The organism is Clavibacter nebraskensis NCPPB 2581, assembly GCF_000355695.1.
Lineage (GTDB): Bacteria > Actinomycetota > Actinomycetes > Actinomycetales > Microbacteriaceae > Clavibacter > Clavibacter nebraskensis.
This window is the reverse complement of record NC_020891.1, coordinates 2575255-2593412: the sequence shown is the minus strand read 5'-3', so window position 1 is coordinate 2593412 and position 18158 is coordinate 2575255. Positions and strand designations below refer to the sequence as shown.

At 73.0% G+C, this 18158-nt stretch carries 18 protein-coding genes; 11 read left to right on the top strand and 7 right to left on the bottom strand.

Features of this window, described 5'->3' with window-relative positions; genetic code table 11:
- Positions 1 to 22: 22 nt before the first annotated feature.
- The 3 genes from CMN_RS12135 to CMN_RS12125 form a co-directional block, all read right to left on the bottom strand.
- Entirely contained in the window at positions 23 to 2206 is a 2184-nt protein-coding gene (locus CMN_RS12135) for an RNA degradosome polyphosphate kinase (protein WP_015491097.1), read from the bottom strand.
- A gap of 90 nt (positions 2207 to 2296) precedes the next feature.
- Positions 2297 to 3214 (bottom strand): mycothiol synthase, encoded by a 918-nt coding sequence (gene mshD / locus CMN_RS12130; RefSeq protein WP_015491096.1) that lies wholly within the window; start codon positions 3212 to 3214, stop codon positions 2297 to 2299.
- Positions 3177 to 3875: a response regulator transcription factor gene (locus CMN_RS12125; RefSeq protein ID WP_015491095.1), complete on the bottom strand. Its 699-nt coding sequence runs from the start codon at positions 3873 to 3875 to the stop codon at positions 3177 to 3179. Before CMN_RS12125 ends, mshD begins: the two co-directional genes overlap by 38 nt.
- 54 nt (positions 3876 to 3929) lie before the next feature.
- Here CMN_RS12125 and CMN_RS12120 point away from each other — a divergent pair, with 54 nt between their 5' ends.
- The 4 genes from CMN_RS12120 (at position 3930) to CMN_RS12100 (ending at position 7216) form a co-directional block, all read left to right on the top strand.
- A complete protein-coding gene (locus CMN_RS12120; RefSeq protein ID WP_015491094.1) occupies positions 3930 to 4196 on the top strand; it encodes a hypothetical protein in 267 nt (88 codons plus the stop codon).
- 171 nt (positions 4197 to 4367) lie between these two features.
- Positions 4368 to 4967 (top strand): heme-binding beta-barrel domain-containing protein, encoded by a 600-nt coding sequence (locus CMN_RS12110; RefSeq protein WP_015491093.1) that lies wholly within the window; start codon positions 4368 to 4370, stop codon positions 4965 to 4967.
- The gene (ygfZ, locus tag CMN_RS12105; protein ID WP_015491092.1) at positions 4957 to 6111 is read left to right on the top strand and encodes a CAF17-like 4Fe-4S cluster assembly/insertion protein YgfZ; all 1155 of its coding nucleotides are present in this window, start codon (positions 4957 to 4959) and stop codon (positions 6109 to 6111) included. The genes CMN_RS12110 and ygfZ overlap by 11 nt, the downstream gene beginning before the upstream one ends.
- Positions 6095 to 7216: an FUSC family protein gene (locus CMN_RS12100; protein WP_015491091.1), complete on the top strand. Its 1122-nt coding sequence runs from the start codon at positions 6095 to 6097 to the stop codon at positions 7214 to 7216. The genes ygfZ and CMN_RS12100 overlap by 17 nt, the downstream gene beginning before the upstream one ends.
- On the opposite strand, the gene CMN_RS12095 is transcribed toward CMN_RS12100, so the two are convergent.
- Positions 7213 to 8025, bottom strand: coding sequence for a class I SAM-dependent methyltransferase (locus CMN_RS12095; protein WP_015491090.1), 813 nt, complete (start codon positions 8023 to 8025; stop codon positions 7213 to 7215). The two genes, CMN_RS12100 and CMN_RS12095, sit on opposite strands and share 4 nt — an antisense overlap.
- A 35-nt stretch (positions 8026 to 8060) precedes the next feature.
- On the opposite strand from CMN_RS12095, the gene CMN_RS12090 reads away from it, so the two are divergent.
- Positions 8061 to 8816, top strand: coding sequence for a phosphoglyceromutase (locus CMN_RS12090; protein WP_015491089.1), 756 nt, complete (start codon positions 8061 to 8063; stop codon positions 8814 to 8816).
- A 101-nt stretch (positions 8817 to 8917) separates the two neighbouring features.
- Here the strand turns inward: CMN_RS12090 and phoU are convergent, their stop codons facing one another.
- Positions 8918 to 9571 (bottom strand): phosphate signaling complex protein PhoU, encoded by a 654-nt coding sequence (gene phoU, locus CMN_RS12085; protein ID WP_015491088.1) that lies wholly within the window; start codon positions 9569 to 9571, stop codon positions 8918 to 8920.
- A gap of 205 nt (positions 9572 to 9776) precedes the next feature.
- Here phoU and CMN_RS12080 point away from each other — a divergent pair, with 205 nt between their 5' ends.
- Complete coding sequence (locus CMN_RS12080) at positions 9777 to 10940, top strand: sensor histidine kinase (protein ID WP_015491087.1); 1164 nt, start codon at positions 9777 to 9779, stop codon at positions 10938 to 10940.
- Complete coding sequence (locus CMN_RS12075) at positions 10937 to 11617, top strand: winged helix-turn-helix domain-containing protein (protein ID WP_015491086.1); 681 nt, start codon at positions 10937 to 10939, stop codon at positions 11615 to 11617. Before CMN_RS12080 ends, CMN_RS12075 begins: the two co-directional genes overlap by 4 nt.
- Before the next feature lie 74 nt (positions 11618 to 11691).
- On the opposite strand, the gene CMN_RS12070 is transcribed toward CMN_RS12075, so the two are convergent.
- Positions 11692 to 12258 carry a hypothetical protein gene (locus CMN_RS12070; protein WP_015491085.1) on the bottom strand — a complete coding sequence of 189 codons (567 nt, stop codon included), beginning with the start codon at positions 12256 to 12258 and terminating at the stop codon, positions 11692 to 11694.
- Positions 12259 to 12423: 165 nt separating this feature from the next.
- Between CMN_RS12070 and CMN_RS12065 the strand changes: the two genes are divergently transcribed.
- The 4 genes from CMN_RS12065 (at position 12424) to rlmB (ending at position 16765) form a co-directional block, all read left to right on the top strand.
- Positions 12424 to 12906: a CarD family transcriptional regulator gene (locus CMN_RS12065; RefSeq protein WP_012039178.1), complete on the top strand. Its 483-nt coding sequence runs from the start codon at positions 12424 to 12426 to the stop codon at positions 12904 to 12906.
- Between the two features lie 43 nt (positions 12907 to 12949).
- Positions 12950 to 14182 (top strand): 2-C-methyl-D-erythritol 4-phosphate cytidylyltransferase, encoded by a 1233-nt coding sequence (gene ispD, locus CMN_RS12060; RefSeq protein ID WP_015491084.1) that lies wholly within the window; start codon positions 12950 to 12952, stop codon positions 14180 to 14182.
- A gap of 83 nt (positions 14183 to 14265) precedes the next feature.
- Entirely contained in the window at positions 14266 to 15720 is a 1455-nt protein-coding gene (gene cysS, locus CMN_RS12055) for a cysteine--tRNA ligase (protein ID WP_015491083.1), read from the top strand.
- Positions 15710 to 16765 carry a 23S rRNA (guanosine(2251)-2'-O)-methyltransferase RlmB gene (rlmB, locus tag CMN_RS12050; RefSeq protein WP_015491082.1) on the top strand — a complete coding sequence of 352 codons (1056 nt, stop codon included), beginning with the start codon at positions 15710 to 15712 and terminating at the stop codon, positions 16763 to 16765. Before cysS ends, rlmB begins: the two co-directional genes overlap by 11 nt.
- Positions 16766 to 16837: 72 nt before the next feature.
- Here the strand turns inward: rlmB and CMN_RS12045 are convergent, their stop codons facing one another.
- A complete protein-coding gene (locus CMN_RS12045) occupies positions 16838 to 18142 on the bottom strand; it encodes a DUF4032 domain-containing protein (protein WP_015491081.1) in 1305 nt (434 codons plus the stop codon).
- Positions 18143 to 18158 lie beyond the last annotated feature (16 nt).

The window sequence follows — 18158 nt, the reverse complement described above, 5'->3', positions numbered from 1 at the left end:
TCGGTGCTCGGTGCAGCGGTGCTCAGCGGAGCACGCGCCGCTTGCGCTTGGATACGATGCCCATCACCGCGGTCTGCAGGTCATCCAGAGTGGTGCCGTCGGCGCCCTTGTTGCGCCGCGTCCATTCGCCGTCGGAGTCGAGGATCCACGCGGAGGTCGTGTCGGCCATGGCGCGGTCGAAGAGGTCCTCGATCTCCTGCAGGTGCGCGGGGTCCACGAGGCGCACGAGCGCCTCGACGCGGCGGTCGAGGTTGCGGTGCATCATGTCGGCGCTGCCGATGTAGGTGGCCTGGTCGCCGTCGTTGACGAACGAGAACACGCGGCTGTGCTCGAGGTAGCGACCGAGGATCGACCGCACCTCGATGTTCTCGCTGAGCCCCGGCTGCCCCGGCGTGAGCGAGCAGATGCCGCGCACCCAGACCTGCACGGGCACGCCCGCGTTGCTGGCCCGGTACAGCGCGTCGATGATCTTCTCGTCGACGATGGAGTTGACCTTGATGCGGATGCCGCTCGGCTTGCCGTCGAGCGCGTTCTGCGTCTCCACGGCGATGCGCTTGAGCAGGCCCTTCCGCAGGTGCAGCGGCGCGACGAGCAGGCGCTTGAACTTCTTCTCGATGCCGTAGCCGGAGAGCTCGTTGAACAGGCGCGTGAGGTCCTTGCCCACCACGTCGTCCGCGGTGAGGAGCCCGAGGTCCTCGTAGATGCGGCTCGTCTTGGGGTTGTAGTTGCCCGTGCCGATGTGGCTGTAGTGCCGGAGCACCCCGCCCTTCTCCTGGCGGATGACGAGCGCGAGCTTGCAGTGCGTCTTGAGCCCCGCGACGCCGTAGACCACGTGCACGCCGGCCTTCTCGAGCTTGCGCGCCCACGTGATGTTGGCCTGCTCGTCGAACCGGGCCTTGATCTCCACCAGCGCGAGCACCTGCTTGCCCGCCTCGGCCGCGTCGATGAGCGCCTCGACGATGGGGCTGTCGCCGCTCGTGCGGTAGAGGGTCTGCTTGATGGCGAGCACGTGGGGATCCGCCGCCGCCTGCTCGAGGAACGCCTGCACGCTCGTGGTGAACGACTCGTAGGGGTGGTGCAGCAGGATGTCCTGCTGCGCGATGGAGCGGAAGATGTCGGCGCGCGAGTTGTCCTCGGCGGGCTTCAGCGCGACGGCCGTGGTGGGCACGTTGTTCGGGTAGTGCAGCGCCGGGCGGTCGAGCTTGGCGAGGTCGAACAGGCCGCCGAGGTCGAGCGGGGACGGGAGCGTGAACACCTCCTGCTCGGTGATGTCGAGCTCGCGCATGAGGAGGTCGAGCGTGACCGCGTCCATGTCGTCCGAGATCTCGAGGCGGATGGGCGGGCCGAACCGGCGTCGCAGGAGCTCCTTCTCGAGGGCCTGGATGAGGTTCTCGGTCTCGTCCTCCTCGATCTGCACGTCCTCGTTGCGCGTGACGCGGAACACGTGGTGCTCGACGATCTCCATGCCGGGGAACAGCGTCTCGAGCTGGTTGGCGATGAGGTCCTCGAGCGCGATGAAGTCGATGGGGCCCGAGCGCGTGTCGGGCGTGAGCGGCATGAAGCGCGGCAGCATCTGCGGCACCTTGATGCGCGCGAACTCCTGCCGGTTCGTCTTCGGGTTGCGGATGCGCACCGAGAGGTTGAGCGAGAGGCCGGAGATGTAGGGGAAGGGGTGCGCGGGATCCACCGCGAGCGGCATGAGCACCGGGAACACCTGCTCGGAGAAGAGCTCGTGCAGGCGGTCCTGCTGGGCCTCGTCGAGGGAGTCCCAGCGCACGACGCGGATGCCGTGCTCCTCGAGCGCCGGGCGCACGCTGTCGTTGAAGGCGGCCGCGTGGCGGACCTGCAGGCGGTACGCGGTCTCGTTGATGGCGGAGAGCACCTCGGCGGGCGTGCGGCCGATGTTCGTGGGGACGGCGAGGCCCGTCGCGATGCGGCGCTTGAGGCCGGCGACGCGGACCATGAAGAACTCGTCGAGGTTGCTGGCGAAGATGGCGAGGAAGTTGGCGCGTTCGAGGACGGGCAGCTCCGGGTCCTCCGCCAGCTCGAGCACGCGGCGGTTGAACGCCAGCCAGCTCAGCTCGCGGTCGAGGAAGCGCCCCTCCGGGAGGGTCCCGTCGTCCTCGAGGAGCTCATCCTCCTCGTCGAAGTCGTCCAGGGATTCGGCGACCGCCTTCGCATCGCCGATGTACGTCTCGCTGTCCATCCGCCCATCATGGCATCGCGGTGTGCGCTCCGCCCTCCGGCAGGTGAACGCATGGTGAACCGCATCGGGGCGGCCTGGGAGGCGCGGGGGTCAGGCGCGGCGGTACTGGACGTCGACCGCGGCGTCGCGGAAGGCGGCCCGTCGGTAGAGCGCCAGGGCGGGCGCGTTGTCGGCCTCGACGTAGAGGTCGACCTCGTCGTGGCCGCGCTCGGCGAGGAGGTCGAGGCCGGCGGCGAGGAGGGCGGATCCGAGTCCGCGGGCCGCGCGGTCGGGATCCACGCCGAGCACGTACACCTCGGCCTGGCCGCCCTCCACCTTGAGCCAGTGGAAGCCGGCCAGCCGACCGTCCGCGTCGCGGGCGAGGAGCAGCAGGGACGGGTCGAACCAGGGCTCGGCGACGCGGTCGTCGAGGTCGCCGCGCATCATGCGGCCCTGCTCGGGGTGGGTGGCGAAGGCGCGCGCGTTCAGCGCGACCCAGTCGTCGGCGTCGTCCGCGGTGAAAGAGGAGAGCGCGAGGCCCGCGGGCACGGGGCGCTCGCCGAGGCCGGCGCGCGCCTCCGCGACGGACGCGCGCAGCTGCAGCAGCTCGCGGGCCCGGTCGAGCCCGGTCGCGGCGGCGAGGGCGCGGGCGGCGGGGTGGTCGCCGTGCGCCCAGACGGAGACGGGGGATCCCGCGGCCTCCGCGAGCACGGCGTCGAGCAGCGCGCGGCCGACGCCGCGGCGGCGGTGGCCAGGATCCACGACGAGCTCGGCCTCGACGCCGGCGTCCCCGTGCGCGACGACGGCCGCGCCGGCCGGGCTGTCGTCCCCGTGCGCGACGAGCAGGGCGGGTCCGTCCTCGGCGCCCAGCGTCAGGCGGGTCTGCTCGTTGAACGGGGCGACGCCGTCGGCCTCGCGGGCGCGGTCGGCGAGCGCGAGGGCCGCGCGGACGGCCTCGGTGACGGGATCGAGGCGGGCGACGCGCGGGGCGTCAGGCGCCGGGCTCGGCGGGGGCGGGAACGCGCTCACTGTCCTCCTCGTACACGTTGAAGCGGTATCCGACGTTGCGCACGGTGCCGATGAGCGACTCGAGGTCGCCGAGCTTCGCCCGCAGGCGCCGCACGTGCACGTCGACCGTGCGCGTGCCGCCGAAGTAGTCGTAGCCCCACACCTCGCTGAGCAGCTGCTCGCGCGTGAAGACGCGCGACGGGTGGCTCGCGAAGAAGCGCAGCAGCTCGAACTCCTTGAAGGTGAGGTCGAGCGGCTTGCCGTGCACCTTCGCGGAGTAGCTGGCCTCGTCGATGACCACGCCGGACGCCTGGATCTTGCTGCCCGTGTGCTCGAGCGCCGCGCGGCCGATGACGAGGCGCACGCGCGCGTCGACCTCGGCGGGGCCGGCGGAGTCGAGGATCACGTCGGTCGCGCCCCAGTCGGCGCTGACCGCGGTGAGCCCGCCCTCGGTGAGCACGAGGATGAGGGGCGTGCCGCCGCCCGTCGTGGTGAGGATCTTGCAGAGGGACTTGGCGCTCGCGAGGTCGCGGCGGGCGTCGACGAGGACGAGGTCGGCGGCGGGGGCGTTCACGAGGCTCGCCGCATCCGCCTGGATGTGCCGCGTCCGGTGGCTGAGGAGCCCGAGCGCCGGGAGCACGTCGGTGTCCGCGGACGAGGTCAGGATCAACAGCTGGGCCACAGGGATCCTCCATGGATGAATTCCCCCCCATGATACGTGGGGCAGGATTGCGGGGTGACCTCCCCCCTGCGCAGCCTCGTCCCCGTCTGGCTCACCGCCGCCGTCGGCGCGGTCGTGGTGGCGGTGGCGGTCGGCCCCGACGCGGCCCCGCGGTGGTTCCCGCTCGTGCTCGCCACGTGCGTCGTCGCGACCTTCGTGATCCAGCTGTCCCTGCCCCGCAAGACCGGCTTCGTCGACCGCGCCGTGGGCAGCGTGGTCGGCGCCGTCCTCGTGCTCGCCGCGGCCACGGCCGTCGTGCTGCTGGTGCCGATCGCCGCCTAGCCCGCCCGGTCGGATCCGGCCGCCCGTGGGGTAGATTGGGGCCATGTCGTCGCTGCTTGCTCTGGAACTCTTCTTCACCGGACTGCTGGTCCTGGCGAGCCTCTCCATCGGCTGGGTGTCGCTCGTCGTGGTCTACAACCTCTTCCGCGGCCAGCGCTGACCGCGCGCCGCATGATCGAGATCCCGACCGGCCTCCCCGCCGAGCTCGTCCCGCTGTCCTGGCTCCTCGGCGTCTGGGAGGGCACCGGCGTGGTCGAGTACGCGCTCGACGACGAGGTCGTCCGCCGCGAGTTCGGCCAGCGCATCAGCTTCAGCCACGACGGCCTGCCGCACCTCAACTACTCCTCGTACGCGTGGGTCGAGGGCGACGACGGCCCCGTGCCCTTCGTCACCGAGACCGGCTACTGGCGGCTGCGCCGCCGCGTCACCGACGGCGACCCGGGACCGGCGATGCTGCCGCCCACCGGAGAGCGCCCGTACACGACGGCCGAGGAGGTCGAGACGCTCCGCAACGCGGAGGGCGGCTTCGACGTCGAGGTCGCGCTCGTGCACCCGGGCGGCGTCAGCGAGCTCTACGTCGGCCAGGTGAAGAGCGCGCGCATCGACCTCGCCACGGACGCCGTGATGCGCACCGAGGGCGCCAAGGCGTACACGGGCGCGACCCGGCTCTACGGCCTCGTCGAGCGCGACCTGCTCTGGGCGTGGGACATCGCGGCGCTCGGCCAGCCGTTGCGCACGCACGCCTCCGGGCGGGTGTCGCATGTCGACTGAACCGGATCCCGCCGTCGCCCGCTCGCCCTTCCTCGACCTGCCCGGCGCCGTCGCCGCCGGCGGGCCGGACGCGGGCGTGCCCGCGCACCTCGGATCCCTCGTGCAGGAGCAGCGCGCGCTCGCCGCGGGCACCGCGATCGTCGACCTCTCGCACCGCGCCGTCCTCTCCGTCACCGGGGAGGACCGGCTGACCTGGCTCGACTCCATCACCAGCCAGTCGCTGCGCGGCCTTGCACCGGGGGACTCGGCCGAGACCCTCTTCCTCGACCAGAACGGGCGCCTCGAGCACGCGGTCGGCGTGCTCGACGACGGCGTCACCACGTGGCTGCTGCTCGGCGCCGGGGACGCGGAGGCGCTGCTCGCGTACCTGCAGCGGATGCGCTTCATGCTCCGCGTCGAGCCCGCCGACCGCACCGCCGAGATGGCGGTCATCGGCACGATGGGCGAGCCCGAGCTCCCGGTCGCCGCGCCCGCGGGCGTGCCGCTCGTGTGGCGGGATCCCTGGACGCACGTCGTCGCCGGCGGCCACCAGTACGCGGCCGCCGCGCCGCACCCGGGCGAGGGCTGGACCTGGAGCGAGCGCCTCGTGCCGCGGTCGGAGCTGCCGGGCGTCGTCGCGCGCGCCACGTCGGGCGACCTGCCCGTCGCGGGCGTCCTCGCGGCCGAGGCCCTGCGGATCGCCGCATGGCGCCCGCGCTTCGCCACGGAGGTCGACGACCGCACCATCCCGCACGAGCTCGACTGGCTGCGCAGCGCCGTGCACCTCAGCAAGGGCTGCTACCGCGGCCAGGAGACGGTCGCCAAGGTGCACAACCTCGGCCGGCCGCCGCGTCGCCTCGTGCTGCTGCAGCTCGACGGATCCGACGCGGTGCTGCCGGGCGCGGGATCCGAGGTCCGGCTCCCGGCCGCCGCCGACGGCACCGCGGGCGAGGTCGTGGGGGCCGTCACGTCGAGCGCGCTGCACCACGAGCTCGGGCCGGTCGCGCTCGCGGTCGTCCGACGCAACGTGGATCCCGCCCTCCAGCTCGAGGTCGTCGCCGACGACGTGCGCGTGCAGGCCATGCAGGACGTGATCGTGCCCACCGACGCCGGCCGCTTTGCCGACGTCCCCCGCCTGCCGCGGCTCGGTGCGGTCCGCCGCTGAGCGCGCGCGGGAGCGGTCGGCCCGTGCCGCCCGCACCCTGAGGCACCGGGCGGATCCGCGCGCCGCGCTGCTGCGCCTCTGGGGATCCGCGCCCGCGGCCCTCCAGATCGCCGTGGCGGCCACGGGCGGCTGGGCCTTCGCGCACCACGTGCTCGGCCACGACACCCCGCTGCTCGCGACGACCGTCACCATCACGAGCCTCGGCTTCGTCCGCGACGCGCGGCCGGTCCGCGTGCTCGAGACCGCGATCGGCATGACCGTCGGGATCACGCTCAGCGAGGTGCTGCTTCTCGGGATCGGCCGGGGCGCGTGGCAGCTGTTCGTCATCATCCTGGCGACGCTGCTGGTGGCGCGGCTGCTGTCGTCGAACGCCGCGTTCGCCGTGGCGGCGGGCGTGCAGGCCGTGCTCGTCGCCCTCCTCCCGGCGCCGCCCGGCGGGGTCTTCGTGCGCAGCGTCGACGGGCTCGTGGGCGGCGCGGTGGCGCTCCTCGCGACGGCGCTCATCCCGCGGGATCCGCGGCGCCAGGCCCTGCGCGAGGCCCGCCGCGTGTTCTCCGAGTGCTCCTACGCGCTCACGTCGCTCGTCTCCGCCCTGCGGCTCGGCGACGCGACCGCCGCCGACCGCGCGCTCGACCGCCTCCGCCGCACCCAGCCGCTCATCGACGCGTGGAGCGCCGCGGCCGACTCGGCCCTGTCGATCGCGCGCATCTCCCCGTTCCTCCGCCGCCACCTGCCGGAGCTGCGGGCCCAGCGGCGCGTCCTCGACGGCATGGACCTCGCGGTGCGGAACCTGCGCGTCATCTCGCGGCGCATCGACTTCCTCGTGGTCGACGGGGTGCGGCGTCCCGTGCTCGCCGAGCTGCTCTCCACCGTCTCGAACGGCGTGAACCTCCTCGGCCAGAGCCTCTCGGATCCGTCGGCCGCGCCCCTCGCCCAGCAGAACCTCGTGCTCGTGGCGGTGCGGCTGGATCCGCGCGAGCTCATCCCCGGCGCGCCCGTCGGCGAGGTCATGCTCGTGATGCTGCTGCGGCCGCTCCTCGTCGACCTGCAGGTGGCCGCGGGCGTCGACGCCGACGCCGCGCGCCGGGCGCTGGCCGAGGTCTAGGCCGGCGCGACCGCCGACCACGGCATGGTCAGCTCGCCGAGCCGCCAGCGCGCGTGCCCGCCCTCGACGGGGACGCCCGCGTCGCGCATCCGGGCGACCGCGCCGAGCCACTGCTGCCGCGGGCCGTACACGCCGAGCGGGGCGCTGAGGATCCAGCTGCGGTCGATCAGGGCGAGCACCTCGTGCACGCGCTCGCCGCGCACGTTGCGGTGGATGAGCGCCTTCGGCAGGCGCTCGGCGACGATCGACGGCAGCTCCAGCCCCGCCAGCCGCAGCGAGATCGTGAGGCTGCGCGGGCCGTCCTCCCGCACATCGACCCAGCTCGCGACCCGGCCGATCTCGTCGCACGTGCCCTCCACCACGGATCCGCCGGGGACGAGCCGCGCCGCCATGCGCGCCCACGCGGCGGGCACGTCGGCCTCGTCGTACTGCCGCAGCACGTTGAAGGCGCGGATCACGGTCGCGCGCTCGCCGCCGGGCAGCGGCACCTCGAACCCGCCGCGGACGAAGGAGATCCGCTCCCGGTCCCCCGCGTCGGGCCACGCCGCGAGCTGCTGGCGCGCCCGCGCCACGCGTCCCGGCTCGATCTCGATGCCCACGACGCGCACGTCCGGCCGCGTCGCGCGCAGCCGCCGGTGCATCTCGAGCGCCGTGATCCCGCTCGCGCCGTAGCCGAGGTCGACCACGAGCGGGTCGACCGCGGTGCGCAGCGCGTCGAGGGTCGCGATCCACCTGTCGACGCGCCGGAGGCGGTTGGTGTTGGTCGTCCCGCGGGTGACGGAGCCGACGGGGGAGGCGGCGCCCGGCATGGGATCAGTCTCCCATCGCTCGATAGGCTGGCGGCATGGCTGAACCCCGCACCCTCGTGCTGCTGCGTCACGGCAACAGCGACTGGAACCAGAAGAACCTATTTACCGGATGGGTGGACGTCGAGCTGAGCGAGCAGGGCGTCGCGGAAGGCCAGCGCGCCGGCGAGCTCCTCGCCGAGTCCGGCATCCTCCCCGACGTGCTGCACACCTCCGTCCTCATCCGCGCGATCGACACCGCCAACATCGCGCTCAAGCGCGCCGGCCGCTCGTGGATCCCCGTCCAGCGCACCTGGCGCCTCAACGAGCGCCACTACGGCGCGCTGCAGGGCAAGGACAAGGCGCAGACCCTCGCCGAGTACGGCCCCGAGCAGTTCGCCACCTGGCGCCGCTCGTTCGACGTGCCGCCGCCCCCCATCGACGACGACGACGAGTACTCGCAGTCGCGCGACCCGCGCTACGCGGACCTCGGCGACGCGCTGCCCCGCACCGAGTGCCTCAAGGACGTCATCGAGCGGATGCTGCCCTACTGGGAGTCCGACATCCAGCCCGACCTCGCCTCCGGCCGCACCGTGCTCGTGACCGCCCACGGCAACTCGCTGCGCGCGCTCGTGAAGCACCTCGACGGGATCTCCGACGCGGACATCGCCGAGCTCAACATGCCCACCGGCATCCCGCTCGTCTACCGCCTCGACGAGGACTTCCGTCCGATCGTCCCCGGCGGCGAGTACCTCGACCCGGAGGCGGCCGCAGCGGGCGCCGCGGCCGTCGCCGCGCAGGGCAGCAAGAAGTAGCGCCAGCCGCACGCACGACGAGAGCCCGACCGGATCATCCGGTCGGGCTCTCGTCATGTCACCGCGCTGCGGCGGTCCGGCGCGCGGCCGGCGGACGCGGATCAGGCGTCGGCCTGCACCCAGTCGCCGGTCGCGAGGTACTGGACGGTCTTCGCGATGGACACCGCGTGGTCGGCGAAGCGCTCGTGGTAGCGGCTGGCGAGCGTGGAGTCGACCGTGTCGACGGCCGCGCCCTTCCAGGTCTCGCCGAGCACCTTGTCGAAGACGCTGAGGTGCAGCTCGTCGATGCGGTCGTCGTCGTTGCGGATCTCCTCGGCGAGCTTCGCGTCCTCGGTGGTGAGGAGGTCCGTGAGCTTGCGGGCGATGGCCACGTCGAGCTGGCCGAGCTCGAGGAAGGTGGGGCGCAGCGACTTCGGGACGACCTTGTCCGGGAAGCGGTAGCGCGACAGCTGGGCGATGTGCTCGGCGAGGTCGCCCATGCGCTCGAGCGACGCGCTGATGCGGAGCGCGCTCACGACGATGCGCAGGTCGCGCGCCACCGGCTGCTGGCGGGCGAGGATGTTGATCGCGAGCTCGTCGAGGCTCGTGGCGAGCTCGTCGATGCGGCGGTCCTGCTCGATGACGGTCTCGGCGAGGCTGACGTTCGACTCGTTGAACGCGCGGGTCGCGTTCTCGATGGAGATGGCGACGAGCGCGGAGATCTCGATGAGACGCTCCTGGACCTCGTGGAGCTCCTGCTGGAACACTTCGCGCATGGGGGACGTCCTTTCAGGCCGCCCCGCTGCGAGGGGCGGGGTGGTTCTCGGGCACGGCGGACCCTCAGGTGACGGGCCCGCATCCTCCGACTGTGGTCATGCGAGGTTAACGCACGGTGCCGGCGAGCTGAATTCGCGGCCTCGTGGCCCGGATGGCGTGTCCCCGCGGCCGGGACGCCCCGACGCCGTCTCCTAGTGTGGGCGCATGGACACCGGTGCGTTGGTGCTCGTCTGCCTCCTCATCGGTCTGGCGGTCGGCGCGGGATTCGTGTGGCTGCTGCACCACGCGGCGGACCGCGGCGACCGTGCCGTCGAGATCACGAACCCCGTCGTCCCCGACGGCGTCGACCAGGTGCTCGAGGCGCTCGAGTCGGCGGGCATCGTGCTGGACCCCTCCAACAACGTGATGAAGGCGTCGCCCGGCGCCATCTCCTCCGGCCTCGTCTTCCACCAGGCGCTCGTCCATCCCGAGCTCGTCTCGATGGTCGACCGCGTGCGTCGATCCGGCGAGCCGCTCGCGGAGGAGGTGTCGCTCGCGCGCGGCCCCTTCGGCGCGGCCGAGTTCCAGATGCACGTCCGCGTGGCGCGCCTCGGCACGCGCTACGTGCTCCTCCTCGCGCAGGACCGCACCGAGTCGCACCGCCTCGATCAGGTGCGCCGCGACTTCGTCGCGAACATCAGCCACGAGCTGAAGACCCCCATCGGCGCCGTCGGGCTCCTCGCGGAGGCGCTCGACTCGTGCGCCGACGACGCCGTGCAGGTGCGGCGGTTCGCGGCCCGGCTCACCACGGAGTCGGCCCGGCTCGCGCGCATCACGCAGGAGATCATCGAGCTGTCCCGGCTCGAGGCGTCCAACGCGCTGGAGAAGGCGGAGCCCGTCGACGTCGACCACGTGATCAGCGTCGCGCTCGACCAGGTGCGGCTCGGCGCGGAGCTCCGCGGCATCGAGCTGGCCCGCGGCAAGCGGTCGCGCTCCACCGTCTACGGCGACGAGGCGCTCCTCGTGGTCGCCGTGCACAACCTGCTGAGCAATGCCGTCAACTACTCGCCCGATGGATCCCGCGTCGGCATCGGCGTCATGGTCGACGACGGCGCCGTCGAGGTCGTCGTCACCGACCAGGGCATCGGCATCCCGGAGGACGAGCAGGGCCGGATCTTCGAGCGCTTCTTCCGCGTCGACCAGGCCCGCGCCCGCGACACCGGCGGCACGGGGCTCGGGCTCAGCATCGTCAAGCACGTCGTGCAGAATCATGGCGGCGACGTGCGCGTCTGGTCCCGCCCCGGCCGCGGCAGCACCTTCACCATCCGCCTCCCCGAGGCATCGCAGACCCCGGCGCTCGCCGGTACGGACATCGGAGAACCCACGTGACACGCATCATGCTCGTCGAGGACGAGGCGTCGCTCAGCGAGCCGCTCGCCTTCCTGCTCCAGCGCGAGGGGTACGAGGTCGACGTCGTCGAGGACGGCCCCTCGGCGGTGGCCGCGTTCGACAGGGACGGCGCCGACCTCATCCTGCTCGACCTCATGCTCCCCGGCCTCCCCGGCACCGAGGTGTGCCGGGAGATCCGCACGCGCTCGGCCGTGCCGATCATCATGCTCACCGCCAAGGACTCCGAGGTGGACATCGTGGTGGGCCTCGAGCTCGGCGCCGACGACTACGTGACGAAGCCGTACTCGACGCGCGAGCTGCTGGCCAGAATCCGCGCGGTGCTGCGCCGGCGCGTGGAGGTCGACGACGAGCCGCTCAACGTGCTCGAGGTCGGCTCCGTGCGCATGGACGTGGAGCGGCACACCGTCGAGGTCGACGGCCGCGAGATCGCGATGCCGCTGAAGGAGTTCGAGCTGCTCGAGCTGCTGCTGCGCAACGCCGGGCGCGTGCTCACGCGCGGCCAGCTCATCGACCGGGTGTGGGGGTCCGACTACTTCGGCGACACCAAGACGCTCGACGTGCACATCAAGCGGATCCGCTCCAAGATCGAGCGCGAGCCGTCCGACCCCGTCCTCCTCGTCACCGTCCGCGGGCTCGGCTACCGCTTCGAGGCGTAGCCCGCCGACCGGGCCGAACGACGAAGGCCCCGTCCTCTGAGGGGCGGGGCCTTCGTCATGCGCGGTGCGCGGGTCTAGTTGGTGCTGTCCCCGAGGCCCTCGTCGCCCTCGGTCGTGCCGGGCGTCGTGGTGACCTTCGTGTCGGGAGTGGATCCGGTCTCACCGGGCACCAGGTTCGTGTAGGTCTCCTGGTCGCCGTTGAGCACGGGGACGTCCATCTCGACGCCCTCGGCGTCGCCGTACTGGACGTAGATCTTGGTGAGCGAGCCCGGAGTCAGGTCGACCGAGTCGAAGGTGATGCGCTGGGAGTCCTCCGCGCCGAACTTCGTGAGGCCGGGGGGCGCGGTGACGGTGCGCGTCTCGCGGTCCGCGCTGCCCTCGGTGAGCTCGTGCTGGAAGGAGACGCGCTGGCTGTCGCCCGAGTCGTTGACGAGCGTGACGACGAGGCTCGCGCCGGCGTTCGAGTCGCCGTCGGTGAGGAGGATGGCGTTGCGCACCTCGACGTCGCCGACCGTGGCGTCGAAGCCGTCGCTCGGGAAGTAGGAGATCTGCGTGGCCTGGGGCGTGATGAACGTGCACGACGACGTGCCGACCGCGATCAGGGCCGCGAGGACGATGGACGATGCGGTACGCGCTCTCACGGGACCCTCCGGTTGTCGCGCGGGCCGGCGCCGGGGCGTCCGGGGGCGTCCGCGCTGGATCAGCTGACCCGCTCAGCCTACGGGATCAGGTGACGCCCGGCCGCCCGGGGGCGCGCGGGACCCGGCTGGTATCCTGGGCCGACACGTCCACAGAACGGGGAACCCATGCTCTTCGAGGTCGGCGAGACCGTCGTGTACCCGCATCACGGTGCCGCGACCATCATCGAGGTGAAGAAGCGCGTCATCCGGGGCGAGGAGAAGCTGTACCTCAAGCTCGACGTCAACCAGGGCGGCCTGCAGATCGAGGTGCCCGCCGAGAACGTCGACATGGTCGGCGTCCGCGACGTCATCGGGCGCGAGGGCGTGGAGAGCGTGTTCGCCGTGCTGCGCGCCGAGTTCACCGAGGAGCCCACCAACTGGTCGCGCCGCTACAAGGCGAACCTCGAGAAGCTGGCGTCGGGCGACGTGCTGAAGGTGGCCGAGGTCGTGCGCGACCTCTGGCGCCGCAACCAGGACCGCGGCCTGTCCGCCGGCGAGAAGAGCATGCTGCAGAAGGCCCGCGGCATCCTCGTGGGCGAGCTCGCCCTGGCCGAGAAGACCGACGAGGAGCACGCGTCCACGCTGCTCGACGAGGTCCTCGCCTCCTGACGCGTCCGCCTTCGGGGCGCGGCGCCGCCGGTAGCCTGACGGCATGAGCCACGACCCCGTCGTCCCGTCCACCCCGGCGATCGCGGACGGCGCGACGGACGGGCCCCGGCTGGGCGTCGCCGTCGTGGCCGCGGGCAGCGGCACGCGGCTCGGGGCGGGGATCCCGAAGGCGCTCGTCGAGGTCGGCGGCGCCACGCTGCTGGCCCGCTCCCTGGGCGCGGTCCTCGGCCTCGCGGAGGAGGCGCACGTCGTCGTCGTCGCACCCGAGACGCACCTGGCCGAGACGACGGCCGTCGTGGGCGCCGTCGCCGGCGCGGCGCGCGGATCCGTCGCGGTGGTGGTCGGCGGCGCGACCCGGCAGGGGTCCGTGCGGGCGGGCCTCGCCGCGCTCGCCGGATCCGTCGACACGGTCCTCGTGCACGACGCCGCCCGCGCGCTCACGCCCACCGCGCTCTTCGCCGCCGTGGCGCAGGCCGTCCGGGCCGAGGGCGCCGGCGTGGTCCCGGGCCTCCCCGTCACCGACACCGTCAAGCGCGTGGATCCCGCGGGGGAGTGCCTCGGCACCGTCGACCGCAGCGACCTGGTCGGGGTCCAGACCCCGCAGGGCTTCCCGCGGGCCGCGCTCGACGCCGCCTACGCGCGGGCCGCCGCCGAGCACACGGACGACGCGGCCCTGTTCCAGGCGTCGGGCGGCCGCGTCCGCGTGATCCCCGGCGACGCGCTCGCCTTCAAGGTCACCACCGCGTGGGACCTCCGGCGCGCGGAGGAGCTCGTCGCCCGGGACGCGGGCACGGGATCCGCCCCCTCCCGCCTCCGCTCCGGCATCGGCACGGACGTGCACGCGGTCGACGCCACCCAGCCGCTCTGGCTCGCGGGCCTGCACTGGCCGGGCGAGGCGGGTCTCGCGGGCCACAGCGACGGCGACGCCGTCAGCCACGCCATGTGCGACGCGCTGCTGTCGGCCGCGGGCCTCGGCGACATCGGCGGGATCTTCGGCACCGACGACCCGGAGCTCGACGGCGCGCACGGCGAGGTCTTCCTCCGGCGCACCGCGGAGCTCGTGCGCGGTGCCGGCTACCGGGTCGTGAACGTCGCCGTGCAGGTCATGGCCGTGCGCCCCAAGCTGTCGCCGCGGCGGGTCGAGGCCGAGCGGATCCTCTCGGCCGCCGTCGGCGCGCCCGTCTCGCTCGCGGGCACCACCACCGACGGGCTCGGCTTCACGGGGCGCGGCGACGGCGTCGCGGCGGTCGCGACGGCCCTCGTCGAGCGCCTCTGACCGCGTCGTCGCGCCGGTGGTCGACCGCCGTCCCGGCCCGTCATCCGGCGGGGGCGCGGAGGCGCGCTGACTAGGATCTCTCTGTGACCCTGCGCCTCCATGACTCCCGGACGCAGTCCCTGCGGGACTTCGTGCCGCTCGTCGACGGCAGGGTCGGCATCTACGTCTGCGGTCCCACGGTGCAGTCGGCGCCGCACATCGGCCACCTCCGGAGCGCGCTGGCGTACGACCAGCTGCGCCGCTGGCTCACCCACCGCGGGCTCGACGTCACGCTCGTCCGCAATGTCACCGACATCGACGACAAGGTCATCGACAACGCCCGGCGCGGCCAGGAGGCCGGCGGCACCGAGGAGTGGTGGGCGCTCGCGTACCGCGTCGAGCTCGAGTTCTCCGCCGCGTACGCGGCCCTCGGGATCCTCCCGCCCAGCTACGAGCCGCGCGCCACCGCGAGCATCGGCGAGATGCAGGAGATCATCCGGCGGCTCGTCGATCGCGGGCACGCGTACGCGGCCGACGACGGATCCGGCGACGTCTACTTCGACACCGCCTCCTGGCCCGAGTACGGCGAGCTCACCCGCCAGCGCGCCGCCGACATGGAGGCCGCCGCCGACGCCGATCCGCGTGCCAAGCGCGACGTGCGCGACTTCGCCCTCTGGAAGGGCGCGAAGCCCGGCGAGCCCGCGAGCGCGTCCTGGCCGTCGCCGTGGGGCGCCGGCCGCCCGGGCTGGCACATCGAGTGCTCCGCCATGTCGACGCGCTACCTCGGCGCCGAGTTCGACATCCACGGCGGCGGCCTCGACCTCCGCTTCCCGCACCATGAGAACGAGCTCGCGCAGTCGCGGGCCGCGGGGGATCCGTTCGCCCGCTACTGGCTGCACAACGGGCTCGTCGCGGTCGCCGGCCAGAAGATGAGCAAGTCGCTCGGAAACTCGCTCTTGGCCGCCGACCTGCTCGCCTCGGCCCGGCCGGTCGTGGTGCGCTACTTCCTCGGATCCGCGCACTACCGGTCGACCCTCGAGTTCCACGACGGCGCGCTCGCCGAGGCCGAGGCCGCGCTCGACCGGATCGAGACCTTCCTCGACCGCAGCGCCCGCCGCCTCGCCGGGACGCGCTTCCAGGCCGCGCCGGCCACAGCGGACGGCGCGCCCGTGACCGTGCCGGACGGGTTCGCCGCGGCCATGGATGACGACCTGAGCGTCCCGCAGGCGCTCGCCGTGCTCCACGACGCCGTCCGCGCGGGCAACGCCGCCCTCGACGCCGGCGACCTCCAGGAGGCGGCCTCGCTGCGCGCGGACGTCTCCGCGATGGTGGCCGTGCTCGGCATCGACCCGCTGACCGACGAGTGGCGCACCGCGTCCGACCAGCCCGCGCGCCGTGCGCTGCAGGCGCTGGTCGAGCACCGGATCGCCGAGCGACAGACCGCGCGGGAGGCCAGGGACTTCGCCCTCGCCGACCGCATCAGACAGGAGCTGGCCGAGGCCGGCATCACGATAGAGGACTCGCCTGGCGGGTCGCATTGGAGCATCGATGGCGAATAAGCCCAGCCGCTCAGGCGCGGTACGGAAGACCAAGAAGGGCCCGCTCAAGGGATCCGGAGGGCAGGGCAGGCAGGCCCTCGAGGGCAAGAAGCCCACGCCGAAGGCCGAGGACCGGCCGTACCACCCCGCCGGCAAGCGCAAGCTCGCGAAGGACCGGTACGAGGCGGCGTCCGCGGGCGCCAACCGCGGCCGGGACGAGCGCGCCGAGCGCTCCGCCCCGCCGCGCGCCCGCGCGACCGACCGCCCCGCCGGCGCGGACGCCCCGCGCGCCCGTCGCGCGAAGCAGCAGGACGAGTCCGAGGTCGTCACCGGCCGCAACTCGGTCGTCGAGGCGCTCCGGGCCAGGATCCCCGCGACCGCGCTCTACATCGCCTCGCGCATCGAGTACGACGACCGCGTCAAGGAGGTCCTGTCGCTCGCGACCGGGCGCGGGATCCCCGTGCTCGAGGTCATGCGCCCCGAGCTCGACCGCATCGCCGGCCACGACGCCGTGCACCAGGGCCTCGCGCTCAAGGTGCCGCCGTACGAGTACGCGGACGCGATCGAGCTGCTCGACAAGACGATCTCGCGCGGCCAGGTGCCGCTCATGGTCGCCCTCGACGGGATCACCGATCCGCGCAACCTCGGGGCGATCATCCGCTCCGTCGCCGCGTTCGGCGGCCACGGCGTGATCGTGCCGCAGCGCCGCTCGGTCGGCCTCACCGCCAGCGCGTGGAAGACCTCCGCGGGCGCCGCCGCGCGCACGCCCGTCGCCATGGCGTCGAACCTCACCCAGACGCTGAAGGCGCTCAAGCAGCGCGGCGTCTTCGTGGTCGGCCTCGACGGCGGCGGCGACATGTCGCTGCACGAGTTCACCCTCGCCGACCGGCCGATCGTGGTCGTCGTCGGATCCGAGGGCAAGGGCCTCTCGCGCCTCGTCACCGAGACGTGCGACACCGTCGTCTCCATCCCGATCGGCGCCTCCACCGAGTCGCTCAACGCCGGCATCGCCGCGAGCGTCACGCTCTACGAGATTGGCAAGCTGCGGGCCGCGACGCGGAGGTAGCGCGCCGCATGCACGAGGAGCCGGGACCCCAGGGTCCCGGCTCCTCGTGCGTCCGGCCTCGGGCCGGGTCGGTCAGACCTTCGTGCGCCAGTCCTCCGCGGCCTCGGCCTCGGTGATCGGGACGTCCGACTCGTCCTCGATGACGCCGATCGACTCCGTCGGCGGGTCGATGACCGTCGCCTCGTCGCGGCGGTGCCGGAGGATGTCCTGCACGTACGCGGTAACGGCTTCGGCGAGCGGGATGTCCCGGCTCAGCTTCTGCGACATGTACCAGCGGTGCTCGAGCAGCTGGTGGAACACCTCGGCCGGCTCGAGCTTGCCGCGGAGGTCCCGCGGGATCGCCCGCACGACGGGCTCGAAGACGCGCGCGAGCCACTCGTGCGCGACCATCTCCTCGTCGAGGTCCTGCTTGTCGGCCGCCGCGGTGTACGAGTCGAGGTCGTTGAGCAGGCGACGCGCCTGGTTCTCCTGCGCGTCGACGCCCGTGAGGCGCAGCAGGCGGCGCTGGTGGTGCCCGGCGTCGACGACCTTGGGCTGGATCCGCACCTGCGAGCCCTCCGCGGTCGTGCGGATCGCGAGCTCCTCGATGTCGAAGCCGAGGTCGTTGAGGCGGTCGACGCGCTCGTTGATCCGCCAGCGCTCCGAGGTCGGGAACTCCTCCCGTCCGGTGAGCTCCTTCCAGAGCGTGCGGTACTGCGCCACGATGCGCGTGCTCGTCTCGAGCGGGTCGAGCCCCTCCTCGATCCGGCCGCCGGCCTCGAGGTCCATGAGCTCGCCGGCGATGTTCACCCGCGCGATCTCGAGGTCGTTCTCGCGCTGCCCGTTGGACAGTCCGCCGTTGAACAGCTTGCCGGTCTCCGCGTCCACCAGGTAGGCGGCGAACGCGCCCGCGTCCCGGCGGAACAGCGTGTTGGAGAGCGAGACGTCGCCCCAGAAGAAGCCGATCATGTGCAGGCGCACGAGCAGCACCGCGAGGGCGTCGACGAGGCGCGTCGCCGTGTCGGGCCGCAGCTGCTGCGAGAAGAGCGCTCGGTAGGGGAGCGAGAACTTGAGGTGCCGGGTGACGAGCACCGACTTCAGCGGGTCGCCGTCCTCGTCGGTGCGGTTCATGATCACCGCGACGGGTTCCACGCACGGGATCTCGAGCCGCTGCAGCGTCCGCAGCATGTCGTACTCGCCGCGGGCCATCTCGTCGGTCGTCTCCTTGATCGCGATGACGTAGCCGGAGAGGTTCGCGAAGCGCACGAGGTGCCGGGAGATCCCCTTCGGGAGGGTCGCGATGGCCGAGGAGGGCCAGTCGTCGAGCGGCAGCTGCCACGGCAGGTCGAGGAGCGCGGGATCGACCGTCGCCGCGGTGATGTTCAGGGATCCGGCCATGCTGCGACCCTACCCG

What these genes read in the sequence shown, in the direction of transcription:
- CMN_RS12135 (WP_015491097.1), bottom strand. Translation starts at nt 2,206, where the DNA reads ATGGACAGCGAGACGTACATCGGCGATGCGAAGGCGGTCGCCGAATCC.
- CMN_RS12110 (WP_015491093.1), top strand. Translation starts at nt 4,368, where the DNA reads ATGATCGAGATCCCGACCGGCCTCCCCGCCGAGCTCGTCCCGCTGTCC.
- ygfZ (WP_015491092.1), top strand. Translation starts at nt 4,957, where the DNA reads ATGTCGACTGAACCGGATCCCGCCGTCGCCCGCTCGCCCTTCCTCGAC.
- CMN_RS12095 (WP_015491090.1), bottom strand. Translation starts at nt 8,025, where the DNA reads ATGCCGGGCGCCGCCTCCCCCGTCGGCTCCGTCACCCGCGGGACGACC.
- CMN_RS12090 (WP_015491089.1), top strand. Translation starts at nt 8,061, where the DNA reads ATGGCTGAACCCCGCACCCTCGTGCTGCTGCGTCACGGCAACAGCGAC.
- phoU (WP_015491088.1), bottom strand. Translation starts at nt 9,571, where the DNA reads ATGCGCGAAGTGTTCCAGCAGGAGCTCCACGAGGTCCAGGAGCGTCTC.
- CMN_RS12080 (WP_015491087.1), top strand. Translation starts at nt 9,777, where the DNA reads ATGGACACCGGTGCGTTGGTGCTCGTCTGCCTCCTCATCGGTCTGGCG.
- CMN_RS12065 (WP_012039178.1), top strand. Translation starts at nt 12,424, where the DNA reads ATGCTCTTCGAGGTCGGCGAGACCGTCGTGTACCCGCATCACGGTGCC.
- ispD (WP_015491084.1), top strand. Translation starts at nt 12,950, where the DNA reads ATGAGCCACGACCCCGTCGTCCCGTCCACCCCGGCGATCGCGGACGGC.
- rlmB (WP_015491082.1), top strand. Translation starts at nt 15,710, where the DNA reads ATGGCGAATAAGCCCAGCCGCTCAGGCGCGGTACGGAAGACCAAGAAG.
- CMN_RS12045 (WP_015491081.1), bottom strand. Translation starts at nt 18,142, where the DNA reads ATGGCCGGATCCCTGAACATCACCGCGGCGACGGTCGATCCCGCGCTC.